Raw genomic sequence first — 19,993 nt, forward strand, 5'->3', positions numbered from 1 at the left:
TACCCCATGTCTGATTATACCATTCGCCCGCTCACTGCCGCCGAAGTCCAGCACGCCGTAGATTGGGCCGGGCGCGAGGGATGGAACCCCGGCGTACATGACGCCGAGTGCTTTCGACCAACAGACCCGGACGGGTTTCTGGGCGGTTTTCTGGATGGAGTGATGATTTCCTCGGTCTCGGCGGTAAATTACAACGCCGATTTCGCGTTTCTGGGCTTTTACATCGTTAGACCCGAATTCCGGCACAATGGCCACGGGCTTGAGATTGCGCAACATGCGCTTGCTCATTGCGGCGGTCGTAACATGGGTCTGGATGGGGTTGTCGAGCAGCAGGAAAATTATCGCAAATCCGGCTTTACCTTCGCGTATAACAACTACCGATTTGCCGGAACAAAAACGCGGATGCTGGCGAAGCTGGGTACATCGTCGAATGATTGCGTCGCGAATCTGAGCAGCGCGTCAAATGAACTAAAAGCCTATGACCGCGACATGTTTCCCGCTTCACGCGATTTGTTCCTTGAAAGCTGGCTCAGCGCTTACAATCACGTATCAAAGGTCTATTCCGACAACGGCAGAATCCGAGGCTACGCGACGCTGCGCCCTTGCCTCACCGGGTACAAGGTTGGTCCGCTGTTTGCGGACAATGCCGACATTGCAAGGGCTCTGTTAGCAGCTCTGCTGACGGCGATTCCCGAAGACCACAACGAGCATGAGGTTTTTGTGGACATGCCGCAGCCCAACACATCAGCCTTCGCTTTGGCCGACGCGCTTGGGCTGGACAAAGTGTTTGAAACCGCCCGGATGTATTCCAGCCATCAGCCGGATATCGATCTGGACCGAATCTTTGGCGTGACGACGTTCGAGCTGGGCTAGAACGCCTTGAATGTCATGGTGGTCAGCGAGCGTTCGATGTTAGGGATCACCAGCAGGTGTTCGTTGATAAAATGGCCCACATCCTCGGTTTCGGGGATGTAGAGCTTGAGCAGAAGGTCATATTCGCCGCTGGTGGAATACAGCTCGGAATGAATTTCGCGCAGGGCGATTTCTTCGGCCACCTTGTAGGTGGTGCCGGGTTTGCAGCGGATCTGGATGAAAACGCAGGTGGACATGGTGTGACCCCATCGGTTCGTGTTGCTTGCAAGCTGACACGGGGCACAGCCGGGCGCAATCCCCTGCAACAGTTTGGCCTGAATGCCACCTATGGTCTGGATAAGGCTACCCAACCCCGTCTATAAGCGCGCCTGTAGCAAAAGGAATTCGCCCATGCGCAGCGCTTCGATCAGCCGCAAGACCGCCGAAACCGAGATCTCGGTCCAGGTCAATCTGGATGGCACCGGCACCTATGACAACCAGACCGGTGTTGGCTTCTTTGACCACATGCTGGATCAGCTGGCGCGCCATTCGCTGATCGACATGACGATCAGCGCCAAGGGTGATTATCACATTGACGACCATCACACGGTCGAAGATACCGGCATCGCGCTGGGTCAGGCACTGACACAAGCTTTGGGCGACAAGAAAGGTATCCGCCGTTATGGCGAATGCCATCTGCCCATGGATGACGCGCAAGTGCGCTGTGCGCTGGATCTGTCGGGCCGTCCGTTCTTGATTTGGAATGTAGACTTGCCGACGCCTAAGATTGGCTCGTTCGACACCGAACTGGTGCGGGAGTTCTTTCAGGCCCTGAGTACCCATGGTGGCATCACCCTGCACATCGACCAGTTGCACGGCTTCAACAGCCACCACATTGCCGAGGCTGCGTTCAAAGCCGTCGCGCGTGCGCTGCGTGATGCGGTCGAAACAGACCCCCGCAAGGCGGATGCAATTCCGTCGACTAAAGGCGCGCTGTAAATGCTGACTGCCATTATCGACTACGAAAGCGGCAATCTTCACTCGGCAGAAAAAGCCTTTCAGCGCATGGCGCAAGAGGTCGGCGCCGGTGAGGTTGTTGTGACCTCGGACGCTGATGTTGTCGCCCGGGCGGACCGTTTGGTTTTACCCGGAGATGGAGCCTTTCCCGCATGTGCAGCTGAACTGCGTGGGCACAAGGGCATCTATGACGCGATGGTCGAGGCGGTTGAACAGAAAGGTCGCCCGTTTCTGGGAATATGCGTTGGGATGCAGCTGATGGCCTCTAAGGGCCATGAGTACAGCGAAACCGAAGGTTTGGGCTGGGTTGCGGGCGATGTTGTCCTAATCGAGCCTTCGGATGCTACCCTGAAAGTCCCCCACATGGGCTGGAACAATCTGGTCTTGGAAAGCGATCACCCAGTGTTCAACGGGGTGAAAACTGGCGATCACACTTATTTCGTCCACTCCTACCATTTTCGTGTGAACGACCCAGCACAGCGGCTGGCTTACGTGGACTATGGGCAAGAGGTCACGGCCGTGATCGGCCGCGACACGATGGTTGGGATGCAGTTCCACCCCGAGAAAAGTCAGGATGTTGGTCTGCGTATGCTGGGCAATTTCCTGACCTGGACACCCTGAGGATTACTGGACGCGCGTCCAGGTCTGACCCCGGCAGATCAAACCGCCAGCCACACACCCCTTGACGGTCAGCTTGTTCTGGCCGTCCAGCGACATTTTCGAATTGTAAGTCTTGTCGCGGTCCGGGGCCCAGATCTTACCGCTGTCATAGCTGCCGCCACCTTCAGGGACCATGTCCCAAATTATCTGTTTGCCCAGATTTTCATATTCCAACTGCTGGTTGCCATCTGCGTCAAATGCGCTGTCGATGGTGCCGCAAATCGCGCTCCCGCATTCAGAAATCGTGACATGCAGGTAACCGCCCGTGTCGCCAGGTGCGGTCTTCCACAAACCGTCGACAGGATCTGCTGCCAAAGCGCCAGTCGCAAGAAGCGACAAGCCCGCTGCAAAAGTGAATTTCTTCATGGTTTTCTCCCTGTTTTGAGGGCAGTCTGACCCGCCAAGGACCGACGGGCAAGAATGACCCAGCGTCGCGTTGCATCCCCTGCCCTGCCTGTGCGATATCCCGCGCGTGTAACACAGATATAGGGCCGCTCGACATGATCCTCTACCCAGCCATCGATCTCAAAGACGGCCACGCCGTGCGCCTGCTGCGCGGTGAAATGGACAAGGCCACTGTGTTCAACGAAGACCCAGCCGCACAGGCTCGTGCCTTTTTCGAGGCCGGATGTGAGTGGTTGCATTTGGTGGATCTGAACGGCGCATTTGCGGGTGAGCCGGTCAATGCCGCCCCGGTTGAGGCGATTCTGAAAGCCTGCGACGTGCCTGCTCAGTTAGGCGGTGGTATCCGGGACATGGCCACGATCGAAACATGGATTGACAAGGGATTGGCGCGGGTCATTTTGGGTACAGTTGCGGTTGAAAACCCTGATCTGGTGCGCGAAGCGGCCAAAGCCTTCCCCGGCAAGGTCGCCGTGGGCATCGATGCGCGCAACGGCATGGTGGCGACCAAAGGCTGGGCCGAGGAGACTGATGTTCAGGTCACCGATCTGGCCCGCAGTTTCGAGGACGCAGGCGTCGCAGCCATCATTTATACCGACATCAACCGGGACGGCGCGATGCAGGGACCGAATGTCGAGGCCACCGCCGCGCTTGCACAGGCCGTATCCATCCCAGTTATCGCCTCGGGCGGTGTCAGCTCACTGGAAGACCTGATTGCTTTGCGCGATTGCGGTATCGAGCTGAACGGCGCGATCTCGGGCCGGGCGCTCTATGATGGCGCGATCGACCTGGCTGAGGCCATTCGCGCCCTGTCTTGATGGATTACTGCGCGGCGGCGGCAGTCAGCTTGGCCAGTGCGCCGCGCATCTTTTCGATGACGGGTGACTTTTCAACCTCATCCAGTTCATCCATCGTCTCTTTGGGGTCTTCATAGGTCAGCCAGACCTGGCCGTTGGCGTCCTCATACGCCTGAACCTTAAGCGGCAGGAACAAACCGGCGCGTGGGTCGATCTGCATCGCGGGTGTGCCCAGTGCAGGATTGCCAAAAATCAGCACCTGATTGGCGGGAATGGGCGTACCGACCTTTTCCGCACCAGCTGCGTGGTCAATGCGGGCAAACACAGTGGCACCGGCATTGCCAACCGCAGCTTCCAGCGCATCCAGCGCTTCAGAAACGGATTTATCTGTTTGTACTTTGATGATGTCGTCAGCCATGGCGGACAGCGCGCCTCCGAACGTGAGAATTGAAGCAAGTATCAGTGTTCGCATATCGGATTTCCTTTTGTGAAATTCACCCCAATTGTCTCAAGTTTCACAATTCTCACAATCACAAGTCTGGCATCGGCAAAGCTTTGCCTGATTAAGAACGTCAAATTTACCCTCAAATTCGCGAACAATCCGGGCGAAAGTCCAACATTTCACCCACTCAAGCCCCAATTCAGCCGGAATTCGCGCCTAATTTACGCCTCAAACGATCCAATTCAGGTGGCGCGCGTGAGTTTTTCCAGCATTGATGTCCCGAACACATCCAGATTCAAAACCGCAACGGTTGCGATCTTCTGTGCGGCGATCTTTACAAGCGCGAGCTTGCTGTTCTTTGTGCAGCCCCTGTTTGCGAAACTGGTTCTACCCAAGATCGGAGGCGCACCGGCAGTCTGGACAACTGCGATGCTGTTCTTCCAGATCGTCCTGATTCTCGGCTACGTCTATGCGCACCTTTTAACCAAATACCTGCCGTTGCGCTGGCAGATCATTACACATTTCGCCTTTTGGGTCGCAGCGCTGACCTTTTTGCCGCTGTCCACCAGCGATATATGGAGCTACGACGCATCAACATCTACCGCGCTGCAAACGCTCGGCTTGTTTGCCATGGGCGTTGGTGTGCCATTTGCGGTTCTGTCTGCAAACGCGCCTTTGTTGCAGGCGTGGTACGCCAAATCGGGCGGGCCGTCGGCTGATGATCCCTATTTCCTGTACAGCGCCAGTAACGTTGGGTCTTTGCTGGCCTTGTTGGCCTTCCCTCTGGTCGCTGATCCGTTCTTCGGGGCAGGTGAAATCAGCTTTGCCTGGTTGATCGGGTTCGTCCTTTTCGGGGCACTATTACTCGGTAGCGGGTTGATCGCACTGCAAGGGTCTCGACAGGCCGAGACTTCAACGCGAGCAGCGCTCAAAACCAGTTTTCCAGCTCTGAAACAGATCGCCGTCTGGGTGTTTGTTGCCTTCATCCCCTCGTCTTTGATGTTGTCCTTCACGACACGGGTCAGCACGGATCTTGGCGCACTCCCACTAATCTGGGTTGTTCCTTTGGCGGTTTACATCCTATCCTTCGTCATTGCCTTCGCCAAGTGGAAACACTTGACCCTGGATGCGTTGAACGTGCCAATGCTCGTTGCACTGGCTGTTGGCGTCGTGCTGGTGTCCAAGGTGGTCAGTGAACATGACGCACCTGTGGTCATCCTGCTCTACGTCCCCGTTCTATTCGTTGTCGCACTCTTCGCACACCGCATGCTCTACGACATGCGCCCGTCAGCCGAACAATTGACGGTGTTCTACATCGCCCTGTCCGTGGGCGGCGCAATCGGTGGGTTATTCAACTCGATTGTAGCGCCACTTGCCTTCACCCGAGAGCTTGAGGCGCCGATCACCATGATTCTGGCAGGGGGATTGTTCCTTGTTCGAGCACCCGTTTTTGCGTTGCGCCATGTCATCATTGGCGCCGCGGCCAGCGTATTCATCCTTGTCACCGCAGGTGCAACTCGCAGCATTGCGATCCTGAGCGAAGACATTCCCCGCGCAGGCGCGCTGTTCGTGCTTATCTTTGCGGTTCTGTATCTATTCCGGGCTCAAGCCCTGCGCATCCCGGTCGTACTTGCCATCGTTTTGCTACCAGCCTTCGCAGTCAAGAACGATCCGGTTTTCGAAGATCGCAGCTTTTTTGGCGTGCATTCGGTCTATTCCAGCGCCGGCTACCGCGTCTACAAAAACGGCACTACGGTACATGGCTGGCAGCGCGAATCGGAATACGGTACACGGCCAACGCCGCTGTCTTATTATCACCCCGAAGGCCCGATGGCGCAGGTGATCACCTCTGAGTTTGGCAAACAATCTGACAGCATCGGAATTGTTGGCCTGGGCACAGGTGCGTTGGCCTGCTACCGCCAACCTAGCCAAAATTGGGATTTCTTCGAGATTGACGCAACCGTCGATCAGATCGCGCGCGATCCGTCGCTGTTCACTTACCTGTCTGAATGCACGCCCGATTCAGAAACACATCTGGGTGACGCCCGGATCGTACTGGAACAAATGCCGTTTGCCTTCGATATCCTTGTTCTGGATGCCTACAGTTCAGACGCGATCCCTCTGCACTTGATTACGCAGGAGGCGGTTGAGATGTATACGCGTCGCCTGAGTGAAGACGGACTTCTGGTGTTTCATATCACCAACCGCTTCTACGATCTGGTTCCGCCATTGGCTCGCATTGCCGACAGCCTGAACCTGACAGCCGCGCATCAGCGGCTGGCCGTGGGCGAAGAGCAGGTTGAAACCGGGGCCGCCACCAGCAGTGTGGTAATCCTGAGCCCCGACGCGACCCGGATTAACGGTTTCGTGCAAGGTGGGAACTGGCAAATCGTCGAGACTGACGGCGCGCAACCCTGGACCGACGACAAGGCCAACCTGCTTTCAGCACTTAAGTTGCTGAAGGAAGGGGACAGCTAAAGCGGTTCTTCATGCGCCCGTGGCCCGCGCAATCCGGGCCATAGGCGTCAAAACGTCTGTGGCATCACTGGCGCTTTGCCGGTAAAGGTCCGGCAACAAAGGACGCCCACATGCTAAAAACCCGGATCATCCCCTGCCTTGATGTTGCTGACGGCCGCGTGGTCAAAGGCGTGAACTTCGTCGGCCTGCGCGATGCAGGCGACCCCGTGGAGTCAGCGAAAGCGTATGACGCCGCTGGAGCGGACGAAATCTGTTTTCTGGATATCCACGCGACGCACGAAAACCGCGGCACTATGTTTGATGTGGTGCAACGCACGGCCGAGCAATGCTTTGTGCCACTGACAGTGGGCGGTGGCGTGCGCACCAAGGATGATGTGCGTGCCCTGTTGCTGGCAGGGGCGGACAAGGTCAGTTTCAACTCGGCAGCCGTCGCCAACCCAGATGTGATCGCGGAATCGGCGGACCAGTTCGGCAGCCAATGCATCGTTTGCGCCATCGACGCCAAGACCGTCAGCCCCGGCAAGTGGGAAATTTTCACCCATGGCGGACGCAAGCCCACCGGTATTGATGCGGTCGAATTTGCCAAAACAGTTGTTGCCAAAGGGGCCGGGGAAATCCTTTTGACCTCGATGGATCGTGACGGCACCAAGGCAGGCTTCAACCTGCCCCTGACCCGCGCCATTTCCGACGCGGTGAATGTGCCGGTGATCGCCAGCGGCGGCGTCGGTAATCTGGACCATCTGGTCGAAGGTGTCACCAAAGGCGGTGCAAGCGCCGTACTGGCTGCTTCGATCTTCCATTTCGGCGAATACACCATCCGCGAGGCCAAGGAACACATGGCCGCTGCGGGCATTCCCATGAGGCTGACATGAGCATCCTGCACGATCTGGCCCGGACGATTGAAGACCGCAAAGACGCAGACCCGGACTCCAGCTGGACAGCCAAGCTGCTGGCCAAAGGTCCCGAGAAATGCGCCGAGAAGTTTGGCGAAGAAGCCGTTGAGGCGATCATCGAGGCCGTCAAGGATGACAAAGCCAAGCTGACCTCTGAGGCGGCTGATGTTCTGTATCACCTTCTGGTCATGCTGGCCGCGCGGGACGTGGCACTGGATGATGTCCTGACCGAACTGGCACGTCGTCAGGGCGTCAGCGGCATCGCAGAAAAAGCATCCCGCCCCAAGGGGTAACGCCCGGCTTCCGCGCTGCTGTTTAGGCCGCTATACTCGGACGTCAGATTGGCAGGCCGAGGGCGCGACATGATCCGAGTTTTTATGCTTTTGGCAACGCTTGCCATTGCTTCGGCCTGCTCTGCGCCACCAACCTCGACCGGGGATGAGGTCCAACGGCTGGCAACTCAAATCCAAAGCTTGGGTCCCGATGTAGATCCCGACGAAGCCCAACGCGCGGCGCAAGTCGCTTATGCCTACACCGCGCAACTTGTCGATGAATACCAGATCACCGATCCGCCATTGATCCACAATACAAAAGTCAACAAGGGACTACGCCCGCGCGGCTTATGCTGGCACTGGGCCGAAGACATTGAGCGCCGCCTGAAACAGGAAAACTTTCAAACGTTGGAGATGCACCGCGCGATCGCGAATGCCGACAATCCGTTTAGGATCGACCACAGCACGGCAATCATCAGCCGCAAGGGGGAATCGCTGTATGACGGTGTTGTGCTGGATCCGTGGCGCTATGGTGGAGTTTTGTTCTGGTCTCCACTGGTCGAGGACACCCGATACGAGTGGGTGCCGCGCGACGTGGTGCTAGAGAAACGGCGGCAGGAACAGGTGGCCGGGTTGAAACCCTATCAGCCCACAACGCCCTAAAGCTTGGACGAGATAATCCCAGTCGAAAACCCGCCCATACGCAGTTCGCCAAACAGGCGCTGATATTCGATCTTGGGACAGCGGTTCATCACCACCTCCACACCACGGGCTTCGGCGAGGGCGGCTGCTTCGGGGTGTTCGACACCGATTTGCATCCAGATCGTGCTGAGGGAAGGGAAGGCCGCCAATGCTTCGTCAACGATCGGCGGTACAGCTTCGGACCGCCGGAAAATGTCGACCATGTCCACTGGCCCGGATATCTCTGACAAACTGCCACGCACCGTCTGGCCAAACAGTTCCTTGCCCGCGTGTCCCGGATTGACGGGGATCACATCGAACCCTTTCAGCGAAAGATAGCGCGCCACGTAAAAGCTGGGCCGCACAGGGTTCATTGACACCCCAACAACGGCAACCGTCTTGGTCCGTTGCAGAATGTTCTTGAGGTGCTGATCGGAATAGTCTGACATACCCTATCCTTAACAGGGTTCCCAAAAGAAAAAAGCGCCCAAGAAACCTTGGGCGCCAGTTGTTGGAACGAGGGACAGTGAAATGACCCGCGGCAGTTCCGTTCCGCGGTCACTGTGACATTTAGGCATGAGTTGGTTAAAAAAAAGAGGGGGCGCGCATTTTTGTGATGACTTTTCACAATTAGCTGATTCTCGCCTATTTCTGATACAAGATCACCGGCCAGTTTTCTTCTGCCATTTCAATGTACTCGGCCCTGTCTTGCCGCCACATCACTTCGATCTGCGGTGAATGCGTCAGGTACAGTCGACCATCGACAACCTGCCATGCGTTGGGATCCGTGCTTTTCAGGACGCCTTTGGCCATCGCGTAAGAACAATATCCACCAAACTGCGGAGCAAAAGCGCGCGGGTTGCTTTCAAAACGCTCGCGGTTTTCGGCTGACGAAAAGTGCCACTTTGCCCCTTTCCACATCACCGCGTTTTCCGGGGCACCCATTACAGGCGTCGCGCCTTCGAAATAGGTCACGGGGTCATACCCGGCCAAGGCCACGCCTTCGGTGGCGAAATAGACGGGTTTATCCTGCGCAAACGCGACAGAAGAAAGGAAAAGGGCACTCAGCGCGCCAAGGATGGTACGTCGGATCAGCATCGTCATGTCAGAATCTGCGTTCTTGAGAGTATCAAGATGCAAGTTTTCACGGGCAACGGAAGCCCTGTTGACAAGGATGTGATCGAGTTTCAACGCCAGGGAGATCAGTCGAAAATATCCTCAATCACATCCCAAGCCTCGTCGAACACGCGCGAGAACATGCTCTTTTTCTTCTTTTTGCGTTTCGCTTTTGGAGGCACCACATGAGACACAGCAGGTCGCGCCGGTTTGGTCTTCTCAGCCTTGCGCTTTGGCAACATCTTCAAATCATGCAGCGGCGCACCGCAGCTTGAACAACTAAGCTCATGCCGCTCTTTTCCTTTCAGGACTAGGGCCGCACGGGTCCCGCAATAACAGCAGGTGGCGATTTTGGATGGGCCGGAAATAACGCTCTCCTTTGCTCAGGGACGAGATGCATATAAGGCGATTGCCGTCGCGTTTGAGACGTTCAGCGACCCAAACCCACCTGCTGCGTCAATTTTCACCAACTGATCCACGGTCTCTTTGGTTTTTTGCCGCAAGCCTGGGCCTTCCGCGCCAAGCACAAGGGCCACCGGGCGATCACGCCCCTCGCCCAGCGCGCCTTCGATCGTCACTTCGGCTTCGCCGTCCAGCCCAAGGACCAGAAAGCCCATGCCCTGAAGTTCGATGATCGCATCCGCAAGATTGCGTACCCGCAGATAAGGTTGACGCTCAAGTGCGCCGCTGGCGGTTTTGGCCAGCGCGCCCGTTTCAGGTGCAGAGTGATGGCGCGTACCAATCACGGCGCTGGCCCCCAGAACTTCGGCTGAACGCAGAATCGCCCCGACGTTATGCGGATCGGTCACGCGATCCAGCAGGATGACGCGCGGGTTTTCCCGACCGATACAGTTTTCTGCCAGACCGCCCCAATCCAACGGCTTGACCTCAAGTGCCGCACCCTGGTGAACCGATCCCGCATCGATGGGCGCAGAAAATTTGCGTGGATCAACCATCTCGGCCTCGATCCCTGCAAAATCAATAGCTTCCGCCAGCTTGTCCCGCGCGTTTCGGGTCACGATCAGGCGCAATTTCTGACGATTTGTGTTCATCAAAGCATCCCGCACCGCGTGCAAACCAAACAGCCAGACGGTTTCGGCGGCAGCAGCTTTGCGCGCCTGTTCCTTTTCGACGACCCATTTGGGTTTCTTCATTTTAGGGGCCTCCGGGCCGAGAATTCGGTTTCCTGCGTCAAAGCGGAATTTTCCTGTTGACGCTCCTTTGGTGCGCTAGTAATCACGCCTCCACGTCAGGTGCAACGCCTGACAGTGGGCGACAGGCCGCAAGGTGTGGCAGGGGACTGTAACTCCCTCGCGGAGACGCACGCCTGGTTCGATTCCAGGGTCGCCCACCATCTTCCAAAGATGTGTGATTCATTGCAACCTGCTGTTAATTCGGCAGGGTTTCCCATTCCTGTACAACCGCACCATCCCGTACAGCCAAAACCTTGCCAAATTGGTTCAACACCGCTTCGCTTTGCGTCGGGCGTAGCAAGGCAATGTCACCAGGTTGCACAATACTAGACGCCGGGCCTGTCCAGACCTCCTGATTGCTGGATCGGCCGAAGATTGAGGAATAGGAAAATCCTTCTGGATAAACCGGTTGCGCAAGAAAATGCCCGCCAAACACGGCAACATCCGTCTTGTGTCGCGGTAGGAACTCTAACCCGGGCAAAGCATTGCCGGGCATGGTCTTGAGTATTGGCGTCGCGATAAAAGCTGCAGGTTGAAAAGCCGCTGTCGAAGGATGGTCGAAATCCGAAGGCTTGACGAGAACCGAACCAAAGGCGACCTCCGTTGCGGAACCGGTTGCGCCATAAGCCTGAAAGGTCAGGCTGCCACCTGTATTTAGGCACAGCCCTGCGCCGCTGTAGGGCAGAGCTGCAACGGCTTGGCGATAGGCTTCGGCGCAGCGCCGCTCGGCTTGGGGCCTGAGTAAAGAAGGCAGCTTTGCCAGATGCGCCTCATATCCCATCACGCCGCTCAACCGCGCCAATGGGTGTGCGACAATCGTTTTTACTACACTGGCAACCTGATCCGCGCTCAGGCCACCGCGATGCAACCCAATGTCCAATTCAAGCGACAAACGCAAAGACAAGCCGGTCTGGTCCGCAAGCGTCAGATAGTCCTGCAAGCGTTCGGGGGTGTCGATCAGCCACTGCACCCGATCTGCGGCATCGGGGTTTGCCTGAAGCACACGCGCTGCAGAGCCAACGGGCAAAGGCTTGCCAATCAGGTGATCGGTGCCACCTTCGGCTTGCAACAAGGCGGTCAACATTGGTTCTGAGAACGTCATAAGCCCCGAGGTTGGGATCAGACTCCGGATTTGATCCAAAAGCGGCAAGCAGGGCAAAGATTTAGCAACCAAGCGTTTCTCAAGCCCGGTATCAACACCGGCCCTCGCCGTCGCGCAATTGGACTCGAGCCGGTTCAGGTCAATTGCGATGACCGGATGATCCACACCATAGATTCGCAGCGATTGCGACAGACGGGCGACATACGGGTCGTTCATGGCTGAAACAGCGTCGCCAAGGCAGGTGTCAGGAACTTGCCCTGCGGATCAAGCTGTTCACGCAAGGCGCAGAAGCGGTCGAAATCGGGGTAAAGGCCGGATAGTTCCCGGTATGTCAGGCTGTGCATCTTGCCCCAATGCGGGCGACCTCCGGCCTCGACAAAAAGCGGTTCCAGCGCGTTGAAGTAGCGACTGTGGTCCTCATCCGCATCCGTGTGAATAGCAACAGAGATACGCGGGCCGCTCTGAAACGGCGAAAGGCACGCAGTGTCGCCTGCGGTCTGTCGTACCTCAATGGGGAAATAGATGTCCCTGTGGTCCCGTTCGAGACGGCGGAACACCTCAGCCAACACATCGCTGGCGACCTCAGGGGGCAGGTGATACTCCATCTCTTTAAAGCGAATATGGCGGTCACTGCACAGAACCCGCCAGCTTTCGCCTACATAATCCTCATCGGATTGCGCCATCGTCAAAAGTCTAAGCAACGCTGAGCGCAAACCACCGCTGAACCGCCCTGCGTTTCGGGCAAGTTTCAGAACCTTGACCGCCAGCATATCCAGATCACGCGGGGCCTTGGTTTCGGGCGCGTCGACCACTGAATGGCGAAGTTCGACGGCCTTGCCAGTGAAAGGAATGTAGAAAAATTCGAAGTTGCGGTTCTCAGCCCAGTTCCTGTGCATGTTCGCCAGACACTCCGGCAAATCGGTCAGCGTGACCTGACGGCGCAGATTGTATTTGGGCACAACATTTATGCGAGCTTCGGTCAGAACACCCAGCAACCCAAGCGTTACTTGTGCCATGTCCAAAGGAATATCGGCCGAGGTTAAGGCCTCACCGCTTGCACCGACAAAGCGCGCATCCGTGATTTCTGCGGCAAGACAGGGCAGTTCACGTCCTGTGCCATGGGTCGCGGTCGAAACCGCCCCAGCCAGCGATTGAGTATTGATGTCGCCAAGATTGCGAAAAGCCAGCCCTCGGTCAGCCAAAGCAGGGGACAGATCGCGCAGGCGTGCGTTGGCGTTCACCCAGACCTGCCCGTCCTCAGCCGCACGGATTGTTGGGGCCTCAAGCTGCGACAGGTCCAGAATACGCTCGGCCCCTGCCACAATAGGTGTGAAAGAGTGGCCAGCGCCAACGACCCTCAGGGTCTGAGGCGACATTACAGCGCGTTGCAACGCATCCAGTGTTGTCGGACGCATGACCGCAGTATTTGTGTTTTCGTTTCCTGCCCAGTTTGACCACATTCAGCTCATCCTCCGTATTGCGAGGATTGCAGCCCGAAGTCAGCGAAACAAGGCAGGGATTCAGCGTGTTACGTGACGTGACTTGGTTTAGGCCGCGGTGGCCTGCTGCGCGTTTACGCGCTCGAACCAAGCGACGATTGCGCTCAGGTCCGAGTCCAGCTGTTCCGCATCACCACCTGTGAAGTCCTGAAACTTCTCACTGTTCAGACCGTTCACACCGACCAGTACCGGGATGTCCTGTGCCAGTGCTTCAGCGATCACCGGGCGAAACCCGCGGCCATCGGCCTCGTGCTTGCCGAACTTGTTGATGATCAACAGCTGTGGCGCGTCAGCCAGCGACGACGTTACATAGCCCACCGCCTGCTCCAGCGCCGCCGGATCCAGACGGCAACCGCGCGACTGTGTTCCCAGCGATTGCGAAATGCGGATGGTCTCTCCTTCGGGCAGCACGCGCACATCCATATCGCATTTGCTGCTGTCCGCGCATTCTGTGTTGGTCTGAACAACGCCCGCAAGTTTCGCACCCGAAGCCAGCAGGTGTTCTGCAACAGCGCTTAACAGGCGATCAGTGGCACCGCGATCGGTGGTTGTGACATAGGCCAGATTCATCTTGGACCTCTTGTTTTTCATTGCGACATTTCAAATAGCACGCTCAGGTACATCCGACCACTCCCCCAGCTACGGAAGCGGAGACAGGCCGATCACAGGTGCGTGCAGGTGAAGTAGAACCGCATAAGCGGCCAGTGCGGACAGCCACACCCAGGGGCGCGGCCAAGGACGCGGCGCGCGGAGTGAAAAGCGCGCAGTGTTTCGCGACAAACGGATCCATTCCATGCCCATTTCGCTATGTTTGCGGCGGTCGATCAAGGCCATACCCATGGCCGCGAAACCGGCAAACAGGCCAAACAGGATGACATGCGACAGGCTGCCATTGGCCAGCAAGTGGGCCAATGCCCACAGCATCAACGCGGCAAGGATCGGATGGCGGGTGGTGCGCAGGATACCGGGCTGCTCTGGATCAAAAGGGCGATCACCCAGCCCGCCAAAAGAGAACGGGTTCTGAATGATGATCCCCGCAAGGGCCAGCCAGCAGACAACCGGCATGATAAGGACAGGCACCCAACGCAAGACGGCAAACGGTGGGATGACCTCAACATAAGGGGCGTTCGCCGCCGCGACGATCAGCCAGGCCAGCACGGCGAGTGACAGGATCGAGTATCCTGTAAAATACCCGCGATGTCCCAGCGTACCGATTAACCACCCGCGCACGGCAGGCCGCACGGGAATCGCATGGCTGAGAAGAAAGGTGACAAGCGCTGCAAGGAATAGAACCCAACCGGTCATGGTGATCTCCGAACGTATTGTGACCGGTCTAGATCAGGATGGCGGTGGGTTCCTTGTCCGAAATCAAGTTTTGCGCGGGGGCGGGCATGCCGCCCCTGCCCCGTATTAAAGGCCAAGTGCCGCGCGGCGTTCTTCGGCAAAGCCCTGCACGATGCGGTCTGCGATCAGTGCCAGAATCGCCATCGCAGCCCCGGCTGAGATCCCCAGCCCGACATCCGCCTGACCCAGCGCCAGATAGATCGACTGCCCCAAGCCAGTGGTCCCGATCAATGCCGCGATGACCAGCATCGCAAAGGCATAAAGGATGGTCTGGTTCAGCCCCAGCAGTATGGTCGGTGCAGCATAAGGCGCACGAACGTCTCGCATGATCTGCCACTCGGTCGCGCCGCTGGAGATTGCGGCCTCCATCATTTCCTCTGGCGTGTTGACCAGCCCGTGCCGTGTGTAACGGATCATCGGGACAATCGCGTAGGCACAAATTGCGAGGAACGCTGAAAATTCGCCGATCTGGAACACCATCAGCACGGGGATCAGGAACACAAACAATGGAATCGTCTGCAACATATCGCAGATCGGGCGAACCACTTTCCAAACCGGCTCCCAAACAGCGCTGGCAAGGCCGATCAGACCGCCGACGACTGCGCAGGAAAACACTGCCGCACCACTGAGGTAGAGCGACAGAAGCGCCCTTTCCCAAAGACCCGAAACGAGAATGGTGCAAAGAAGCCCCACGCAAAGCGCCGCAAGACGCCACCCACCTGCGACCCAGCCCAAAGCAGCTGCGCCAGTCAGCACAAAGGGCCAAGGCAGGTTGGCAATGCCTGTTTCCAGCATGCCAATCAGGATCAGAACAATCAGCCCACCCGTTAGCCGCCCGCGCCACGCCATCAAAAGCACAATCACGGCACCTACGGCGAACAGGCCATAGCTCATGCCCGCTGTCCACTGAAAGCCCCAGGTGAAAGGCAGAACTGCCTGATCCAGCCCGATCCGCAACGGCAGCAGCACATAGAACAGCGAGTTGTTCTTAAGCGCATCAAGCCACGGGCCGTTGTTTTGCGTAAACTCCGTCAGGCCGCTGTCCACAGCTTCGGCCATTGGGTCCAGTAGGGTCAGCTCGGACGGGTTCGGCAGCCGCGCCCAGAAGGCGGCCGTGAAGACAACTGCAAAGCCCAGCATCGCCCAGACAACGCGGCTGTCATAGCGTTTGCGCTCGGTTGCCAGCGTGCCGCTCATCCGGTCGATCACCACGGCAAAGACCACGATGACCAGACCAGCCATCAGCGATTCACCGAACTGGGCCTTGCGCATGGTCAGCAGAACCTCCCACCCGATATCGTTGAAACCTCCGATAACGGCGGCAATGATGACCATCGACAGAGCGGCCATTAGACATTGGTTCACACCGACCATGATCTGCGTTGTGGCAGCAGGGATTTCGACCTGAAACAATTGCTGGAACCGGGTGCCACCAGACATGATGGCGGCTTCTTTGATCTCGGGCTCGACCCGCTCCAACCCCAACATCACATTGCGCGCCATAGGCGGCGCAGCGTAGATGGCCGAGGCGATCAGGCCAACAACAGGCCCAAAGCCGAACAGCAGCAAAAGCGGTGTCAGATACGCAAAAGTCGGCACCGTCTGCATCACATCCAGAACGGCTTGAACAAAGGTTTTAACCTTCGGCACTTCATTGGCAAGGATGCCGATACCACCCCCCAAAATAAGTGCCACCGGGACCGACACGGCAACAAGGGCCAGCGTATTCATACTCTCAGCCCAATACCCCGACGCCAGAACGAAACTAAGCCCCAGAAAACCCAACGCGGCCATGGGTAAGCCGCCCAGATACCACCCCAACGCGGTCACAATACCGATCAGAATGGGCCATGGCGTATTGCCTAACACGAAATTCGCCCAGTTCATTGGATAGGTCATCATGTCCGAGAACAGCCGCATCGCTGGTTTGATCAGGTTGAGAAACCAGTCAAGAAATGCCCCGACCCATTGGGTTGCAGGCAGTTCCCATGCTGCAGGCCATTTGACCAGCCACGGGGCGATGCCCTCAAGCGCAAGGCAAACCGCACCGACGGTGACCGTGATCAGCGCGGCTTTCGCGCCCGCTGTCACCTGCGCGCTGCGTTGCGTCGGAAGATCAGTGACAGCGGTCATGCTTCGTCCACCTGCAATGCGGCGGCCAGATCCGAGGGATGTACCGTGCCAACGACATTGCCTTTGGCATCCCGCACCGGCACGGGCTCGTACAGTTCCATGCAATGCGCAAGAGCGGCATCCAGCGTCATCGAAGTGGTCAGGCCGGGATCGTCTGGGCCACATTCCGCCTCGCTCCGCATGACCGAAGCGACCTTGGCGTGCTGACCCTTGGCCACATCCTTGGAAAACTCGCGCACATAATCGTCAACCGGTCGCAGCACGATATCAGTTGGGGTACCGATCTGAACGATCTTGCCGTCGCGCATGATCGCGATGCGGTCAGCGAGTTTCAGCGCCTCTTGAATATCGTGGGTGATGAAGACGATAGACTTCTTCAATGTCGCCTGAATGCGCAGAAACTCGTCCTGCAACTGGCGACGGATCAAGGGGTCAAGGGCCGAAAACGGCTCATCCAGAAACCAGATATCGGGGTTCACGGCCAACGACCGCGCTATACCCACACGCTGACGCTGACCCCCGGAAAGCTGGCGGGGGAAACTGTCTTCGCGACCTTCAAGTCCAACAAGTGAGATGACTTCTTGCGCTCTTGCCAGACGCTCCTTTTTGCTCACGCCCTGCACGCGCAGCGGATAAGCCACGTTTTCGGCAACAGTCATGTGCGGGAACAGGCCAAAGTGCTGGAACACCATGCCCAGCTTCTTTCGGCGCAACTCGGTCAGCGCCTTCTTTGAGGCTCCGATAACATTTTCACCGTCCACCCGAATCTCGCCACCCGTGCCGGGCAACAGTTGCGAGATACAACGGATCAAAGTGGATTTGCCCGAGCCCGACAGGCCCATGATGACGAACAACTCGCCTTCTTTGACCTCGAAATTGGCATCCTGCACCGCCGGGATGAACCCGTTTTCCCGCAGATCAGAGGCGGCTTTGTCAGCGTCATTCCCTGACCGAGACAGCGCGTCGGTCAGGGCCTTGTCAGCGCCGGGGCCAAAGACTTGCCAGAGACTCTGGCAGGCAATGGCTGGCGTCGTCGTATCAGTCACTTACGTGCTCACTGCGTCGCTGCGTCAACAACCGGACGCCACTTGCCTTCGTTCTCAGACATCCAAGCGGCAACAACTTCTTCAACCGAACCACCGTCAACGTCGATCGCGCCCATCATTGGCTGCTGGTCTTCGACCGCCAGTTGGTAGTTGGACAGGATTTCATAAGCGGCGGGCCATTTGTCTTCCATGCCGCTCCAGCTGGCTTTGAAGATGCGGGACGGCGAGAAGTCGCAATCGTTGACCGCATTGGGGTTCGGCCCCCATGCCGGATCGTTAAAGCACGCCTCTTCGCCCGCAGGCAGCTCAACGAACTGAACGTCATAGGCCGACATCGCCCAATGCGGCTGCCAGAACGTGATCAGCAGTGGCGATTTACGCTCGGTCGAGGCGCGCAGCTCGGCGATCAGGGCACCCTCGGACCCCGCCGGCACAGCTTTGAACGGCAACTCAAGCCCGGTCATACGGTCAGCGCCGGGTGTGCCCCAATCGGCCGGATAATCGACCAGGCGACCACCGGGCAGAGTTTCTGCCGTAGCAAATACCTGCGCGCAATCTTTCAACGCTTCCCATGCGGGCAGGCCCGGGCACAGATCAGCGACATGCGCGGGGTATGCTATGCCTTCCTTGGCATCTAGGCCCAGATCGCCGATTTCAACAACGGTTCCTTCGTCAACCTTCTTGGCGTACTCGTCCGACACGTTGGACGACCAGATTTCCAACGTCGCGTCGATGTCACCATCAGCCAGAGCCTGGAATTGGTTCATCATGCCCGCCGTCACGTATTCGACGTTATATCCTGCAGCCTTGAGCATCTCACCTGCCACATGAGTGGTCACGTGCTGGCCGGTCCATTCGTTGATCGCCAGTTTGATCGGCTCGTCCACGGCGCCCATATCCGCAGCTTGCACCGCGCCCGCGACGCTCAGAGCCATTAGGCTTACACTAAGTTTTTTCATGGACTTTCTCCCTGTCTTTTTTGTTTTGCCCACCCCGGCGAGGGTTATCCCGCCGGTATATTTGGTCGATGACAATACCATGTCGCAACATGCACAAATTTTGCCGGAAAAGGAAAGTGTCGCGACTATGAAAGACAGAAAGTGCTCCTCTGCCAAATCACTTTCGCCCCCCCCCGAGCGCGACGACCGCACTCAACCCGGCCCGTCGTAGTCCCACGGTCTGTGGCGCCGGACATTGACTGACGAGTCAATCAGAAACCAACTTTCGACTGTTTGTCGAGTATTTCTTTGAAAAAAGCGTACTTTTTCTTTTCCATCCAAAAAATTGGTCGCTAAATAGTCATGAACTGGCGGCTTTATTTTTTGATTGCAAAGATGGAACAAAAGGCAAACACTCAAGAGGTGATATCTGAGGCTGGGTAAATGCGCGCATTTGACGAAATCTTCGAAATTGCTGCCGAACGACATGGCGGGCCAGATGCGTTGCAAGCTATGCTGTACAAACCCAAAACCCAGGATGAACTGGTAGCCCTGCCAGAAGATCGTTGGCTGGCCATCATTACAAAATGCATCTTTCAGGCTGGGTTCAACTGGAAGGTCATCGAAAACAAATGGGATGGCTTCGAAGCCGCGTTTGACGGTTTTGATGTGGGACGATGTGCCTTTATGAATGACGAAAAATTCGATGCGTTGTTGCAGGATACGCGAATCGTGCGCAACGGCACCAAGATTTCGACGGTGCGTGACAACGCCGTTTTTCTTATGGAATTGCGTGAAGAAGGCGGCGCAGGCAAAGTGCTGGGTGGCTGGCCTTCGGAAGACTATATCAGCTTGCTGGCAATGTTGGCCAAGCGCGGCTCGCGTCTGGGCGGGGCGTCGGCGCAATATGCTATGCGGTTCATTGGGCGCGACAGTTTCATTCTGTCCCAGGACGTTACCGCCCGGCTGATTGCCGAAGGCGTGATCGACAAACCTGCCACGTCCAAAAAGGCGATGGTGGCTGTCCAGCAAGCCTTTAACACTTGGATGGATCAATCCGGGCGATCCTTGACGGAAATCAGCCGGGTTCTGGCTATGAGCGTTTGAAAACGGTTTGCTGAACGGGCG

The 19,993-nt window shown here is 57.3% G+C and carries 23 protein-coding genes and 1 tRNA gene; 10 read left to right on the plus strand and 14 right to left on the minus strand.

Annotated elements, in window-relative coordinates; translation table 11 throughout:
* Nucleotides 1–6 precede the first annotated feature (6 nt).
* Nucleotides 7–873, plus strand: coding sequence for a GNAT family N-acetyltransferase (locus GS646_RS11635; RefSeq protein WP_171185020.1), 867 nt, complete (start codon nt 7–9; stop codon nt 871–873).
* Here the strand turns inward: GS646_RS11635 and GS646_RS11640 are convergent.
* A complete protein-coding gene (locus GS646_RS11640; protein WP_050602861.1) occupies nt 870–1,109 on the minus strand; it encodes an Lrp/AsnC family transcriptional regulator in 240 nt (79 codons plus the stop codon). The genes GS646_RS11635 and GS646_RS11640 overlap by 4 nt on opposite strands.
* 154 nt (nt 1,110–1,263) lie before the next feature.
* Between GS646_RS11640 and hisB the strand changes: the two genes are divergently transcribed.
* Together hisB and hisH are read left to right on the plus strand one after the other, a co-directional pair.
* Nucleotides 1,264–1,851, plus strand: coding sequence for an imidazoleglycerol-phosphate dehydratase HisB (hisB, locus tag GS646_RS11645; protein WP_171092381.1), 588 nt, complete (start codon nt 1,264–1,266; stop codon nt 1,849–1,851).
* A complete protein-coding gene (hisH, locus tag GS646_RS11650; protein ID WP_171185022.1) occupies nt 1,852–2,490 on the plus strand; it encodes an imidazole glycerol phosphate synthase subunit HisH in 639 nt (212 codons plus the stop codon). It abuts the gene before it with no gap.
* Between the two features lie 3 nt (nt 2,491–2,493).
* On the opposite strand, the gene GS646_RS11655 is transcribed toward hisH, so the two are convergent.
* Nucleotides 2,494–2,895 carry a DUF2147 domain-containing protein gene (locus tag GS646_RS11655; RefSeq protein WP_171092385.1) on the minus strand — a complete coding sequence of 134 codons (402 nt, stop codon included), beginning with the start codon at nt 2,893–2,895 and terminating at the stop codon, nt 2,494–2,496.
* Between the two features lie 134 nt (nt 2,896–3,029).
* Here GS646_RS11655 and hisA point away from each other — a divergent pair, with 134 nt between their 5' ends.
* The gene (gene hisA / locus GS646_RS11660) at nt 3,030–3,749 is read left to right on the plus strand and encodes a 1-(5-phosphoribosyl)-5-[(5-phosphoribosylamino)methylideneamino]imidazole-4-carboxamide isomerase (RefSeq protein ID WP_171185024.1); all 720 of its coding nucleotides are present in this window, start codon (nt 3,030–3,032) and stop codon (nt 3,747–3,749) included.
* 4 nt (nt 3,750–3,753) lie between these two features.
* Here the strand turns inward: hisA and GS646_RS11665 are convergent, their stop codons facing one another.
* On the minus strand, nt 3,754–4,200 hold the full coding sequence (locus GS646_RS11665) for a DUF302 domain-containing protein (RefSeq protein WP_253746353.1): 447 nt from the start codon (nt 4,198–4,200) through the stop codon (nt 3,754–3,756).
* A gap of 225 nt (nt 4,201–4,425) precedes the next feature.
* Here GS646_RS11665 and GS646_RS11670 point away from each other — a divergent pair, with 225 nt between their 5' ends.
* The 4 genes from GS646_RS11670 to GS646_RS11685 all read left to right on the plus strand — a co-directional run bounded on the left by GS646_RS11670 (nt 4,426) and on the right by GS646_RS11685 (nt 8,476).
* Nucleotides 4,426–6,648 (plus strand): spermidine synthase, encoded by a 2,223-nt coding sequence (locus tag GS646_RS11670; RefSeq protein WP_371732075.1) that lies wholly within the window; start codon nt 4,426–4,428, stop codon nt 6,646–6,648.
* A gap of 110 nt (nt 6,649–6,758) precedes the next feature.
* A complete protein-coding gene (gene hisF / locus GS646_RS11675) occupies nt 6,759–7,520 on the plus strand; it encodes an imidazole glycerol phosphate synthase subunit HisF (RefSeq protein ID WP_171185026.1) in 762 nt (253 codons plus the stop codon).
* Entirely contained in the window at nt 7,517–7,834 is a 318-nt protein-coding gene (locus tag GS646_RS11680) for a phosphoribosyl-ATP diphosphatase (protein WP_171092391.1), read from the plus strand. The genes hisF and GS646_RS11680 overlap by 4 nt, the downstream gene beginning before the upstream one ends.
* 69 nt (nt 7,835–7,903) lie before the next feature.
* Entirely contained in the window at nt 7,904–8,476 is a 573-nt protein-coding gene (locus GS646_RS11685) for a hypothetical protein (RefSeq protein ID WP_171185028.1), read from the plus strand.
* Here GS646_RS11685 and GS646_RS11690 read toward each other — a convergent pair.
* From GS646_RS11690 to rlmB, 4 genes are all read right to left on the minus strand, one after another.
* A complete protein-coding gene (locus tag GS646_RS11690; protein WP_171185030.1) occupies nt 8,473–8,943 on the minus strand; it encodes a CoA-binding protein in 471 nt (156 codons plus the stop codon). The two genes, GS646_RS11685 and GS646_RS11690, sit on opposite strands and share 4 nt — an antisense overlap.
* A gap of 196 nt (nt 8,944–9,139) precedes the next feature.
* Entirely contained in the window at nt 9,140–9,598 is a 459-nt protein-coding gene (locus GS646_RS11695; RefSeq protein WP_171092397.1) for a YHS domain-containing (seleno)protein, read from the minus strand.
* Nucleotides 9,599–9,696: 98 nt separating this feature from the next.
* The gene (locus GS646_RS11700; protein ID WP_171185258.1) at nt 9,697–9,978 is read right to left on the minus strand and encodes a hypothetical protein; all 282 of its coding nucleotides are present in this window, start codon (nt 9,976–9,978) and stop codon (nt 9,697–9,699) included.
* 15 nt (nt 9,979–9,993) lie between these two features.
* On the minus strand, nt 9,994–10,764 hold the full coding sequence (gene rlmB, locus GS646_RS11705) for a 23S rRNA (guanosine(2251)-2'-O)-methyltransferase RlmB (protein WP_171185032.1): 771 nt from the start codon (nt 10,762–10,764) through the stop codon (nt 9,994–9,996).
* A 116-nt stretch (nt 10,765–10,880) separates the two neighbouring features.
* Between rlmB and GS646_RS11710 the strand changes: the two genes are divergently transcribed.
* Nucleotides 10,881–10,964 (plus strand) — tRNA-Tyr (locus tag GS646_RS11710).
* A gap of 35 nt (nt 10,965–10,999) precedes the next feature.
* Here GS646_RS11710 and GS646_RS11715 read toward each other — a convergent pair.
* The 7 genes from GS646_RS11715 to GS646_RS11745 form a co-directional block, all read right to left on the minus strand.
* Nucleotides 11,000–12,121, minus strand: a complete 1,122-nt coding sequence (locus tag GS646_RS11715) for an alanine racemase (protein WP_171646634.1) — start codon at nt 12,119–12,121, stop codon at nt 11,000–11,002.
* Nucleotides 12,118–13,365: a D-arabinono-1,4-lactone oxidase gene (locus GS646_RS11720; RefSeq protein WP_171646631.1), complete on the minus strand. Its 1,248-nt coding sequence runs from the start codon at nt 13,363–13,365 to the stop codon at nt 12,118–12,120. The genes GS646_RS11715 and GS646_RS11720 overlap by 4 nt, the downstream gene beginning before the upstream one ends.
* Before the next feature lie 87 nt (nt 13,366–13,452).
* Nucleotides 13,453–13,974: a DUF2478 domain-containing protein gene (locus GS646_RS11725; protein ID WP_171185037.1), complete on the minus strand. Its 522-nt coding sequence runs from the start codon at nt 13,972–13,974 to the stop codon at nt 13,453–13,455.
* A gap of 69 nt (nt 13,975–14,043) precedes the next feature.
* Nucleotides 14,044–14,709, minus strand: coding sequence for an NnrU family protein (locus GS646_RS11730; protein WP_171185039.1), 666 nt, complete (start codon nt 14,707–14,709; stop codon nt 14,044–14,046).
* A gap of 105 nt (nt 14,710–14,814) precedes the next feature.
* The gene (locus GS646_RS11735; protein ID WP_171185041.1) at nt 14,815–16,881 is read right to left on the minus strand and encodes a proline/glycine betaine ABC transporter permease; all 2,067 of its coding nucleotides are present in this window, start codon (nt 16,879–16,881) and stop codon (nt 14,815–14,817) included.
* Nucleotides 16,878–17,927, minus strand: a complete 1,050-nt coding sequence (locus tag GS646_RS11740; RefSeq protein WP_171185043.1) for a betaine/proline/choline family ABC transporter ATP-binding protein — start codon at nt 17,925–17,927, stop codon at nt 16,878–16,880. The genes GS646_RS11735 and GS646_RS11740 overlap by 4 nt, the downstream gene beginning before the upstream one ends.
* A gap of 8 nt (nt 17,928–17,935) precedes the next feature.
* Nucleotides 17,936–18,886, minus strand: coding sequence for an ABC transporter substrate-binding protein (locus tag GS646_RS11745; RefSeq protein ID WP_171185046.1), 951 nt, complete (start codon nt 18,884–18,886; stop codon nt 17,936–17,938).
* Nucleotides 18,887–19,309: 423 nt separating this feature from the next.
* On the opposite strand from GS646_RS11745, the gene GS646_RS11750 reads away from it, so the two are divergent.
* Complete coding sequence (locus tag GS646_RS11750) at nt 19,310–19,972, plus strand: DNA-3-methyladenine glycosylase I (protein WP_171185048.1); 663 nt, start codon at nt 19,310–19,312, stop codon at nt 19,970–19,972.
* Nucleotides 19,973–19,993: the final 21 nt, after the last annotated feature.

The sequence above is a fragment of the Ruegeria sp. HKCCD4315 genome (genome assembly GCF_013112245.1).
Lineage (GTDB): Bacteria > Pseudomonadota > Alphaproteobacteria > Rhodobacterales > Rhodobacteraceae > Ruegeria.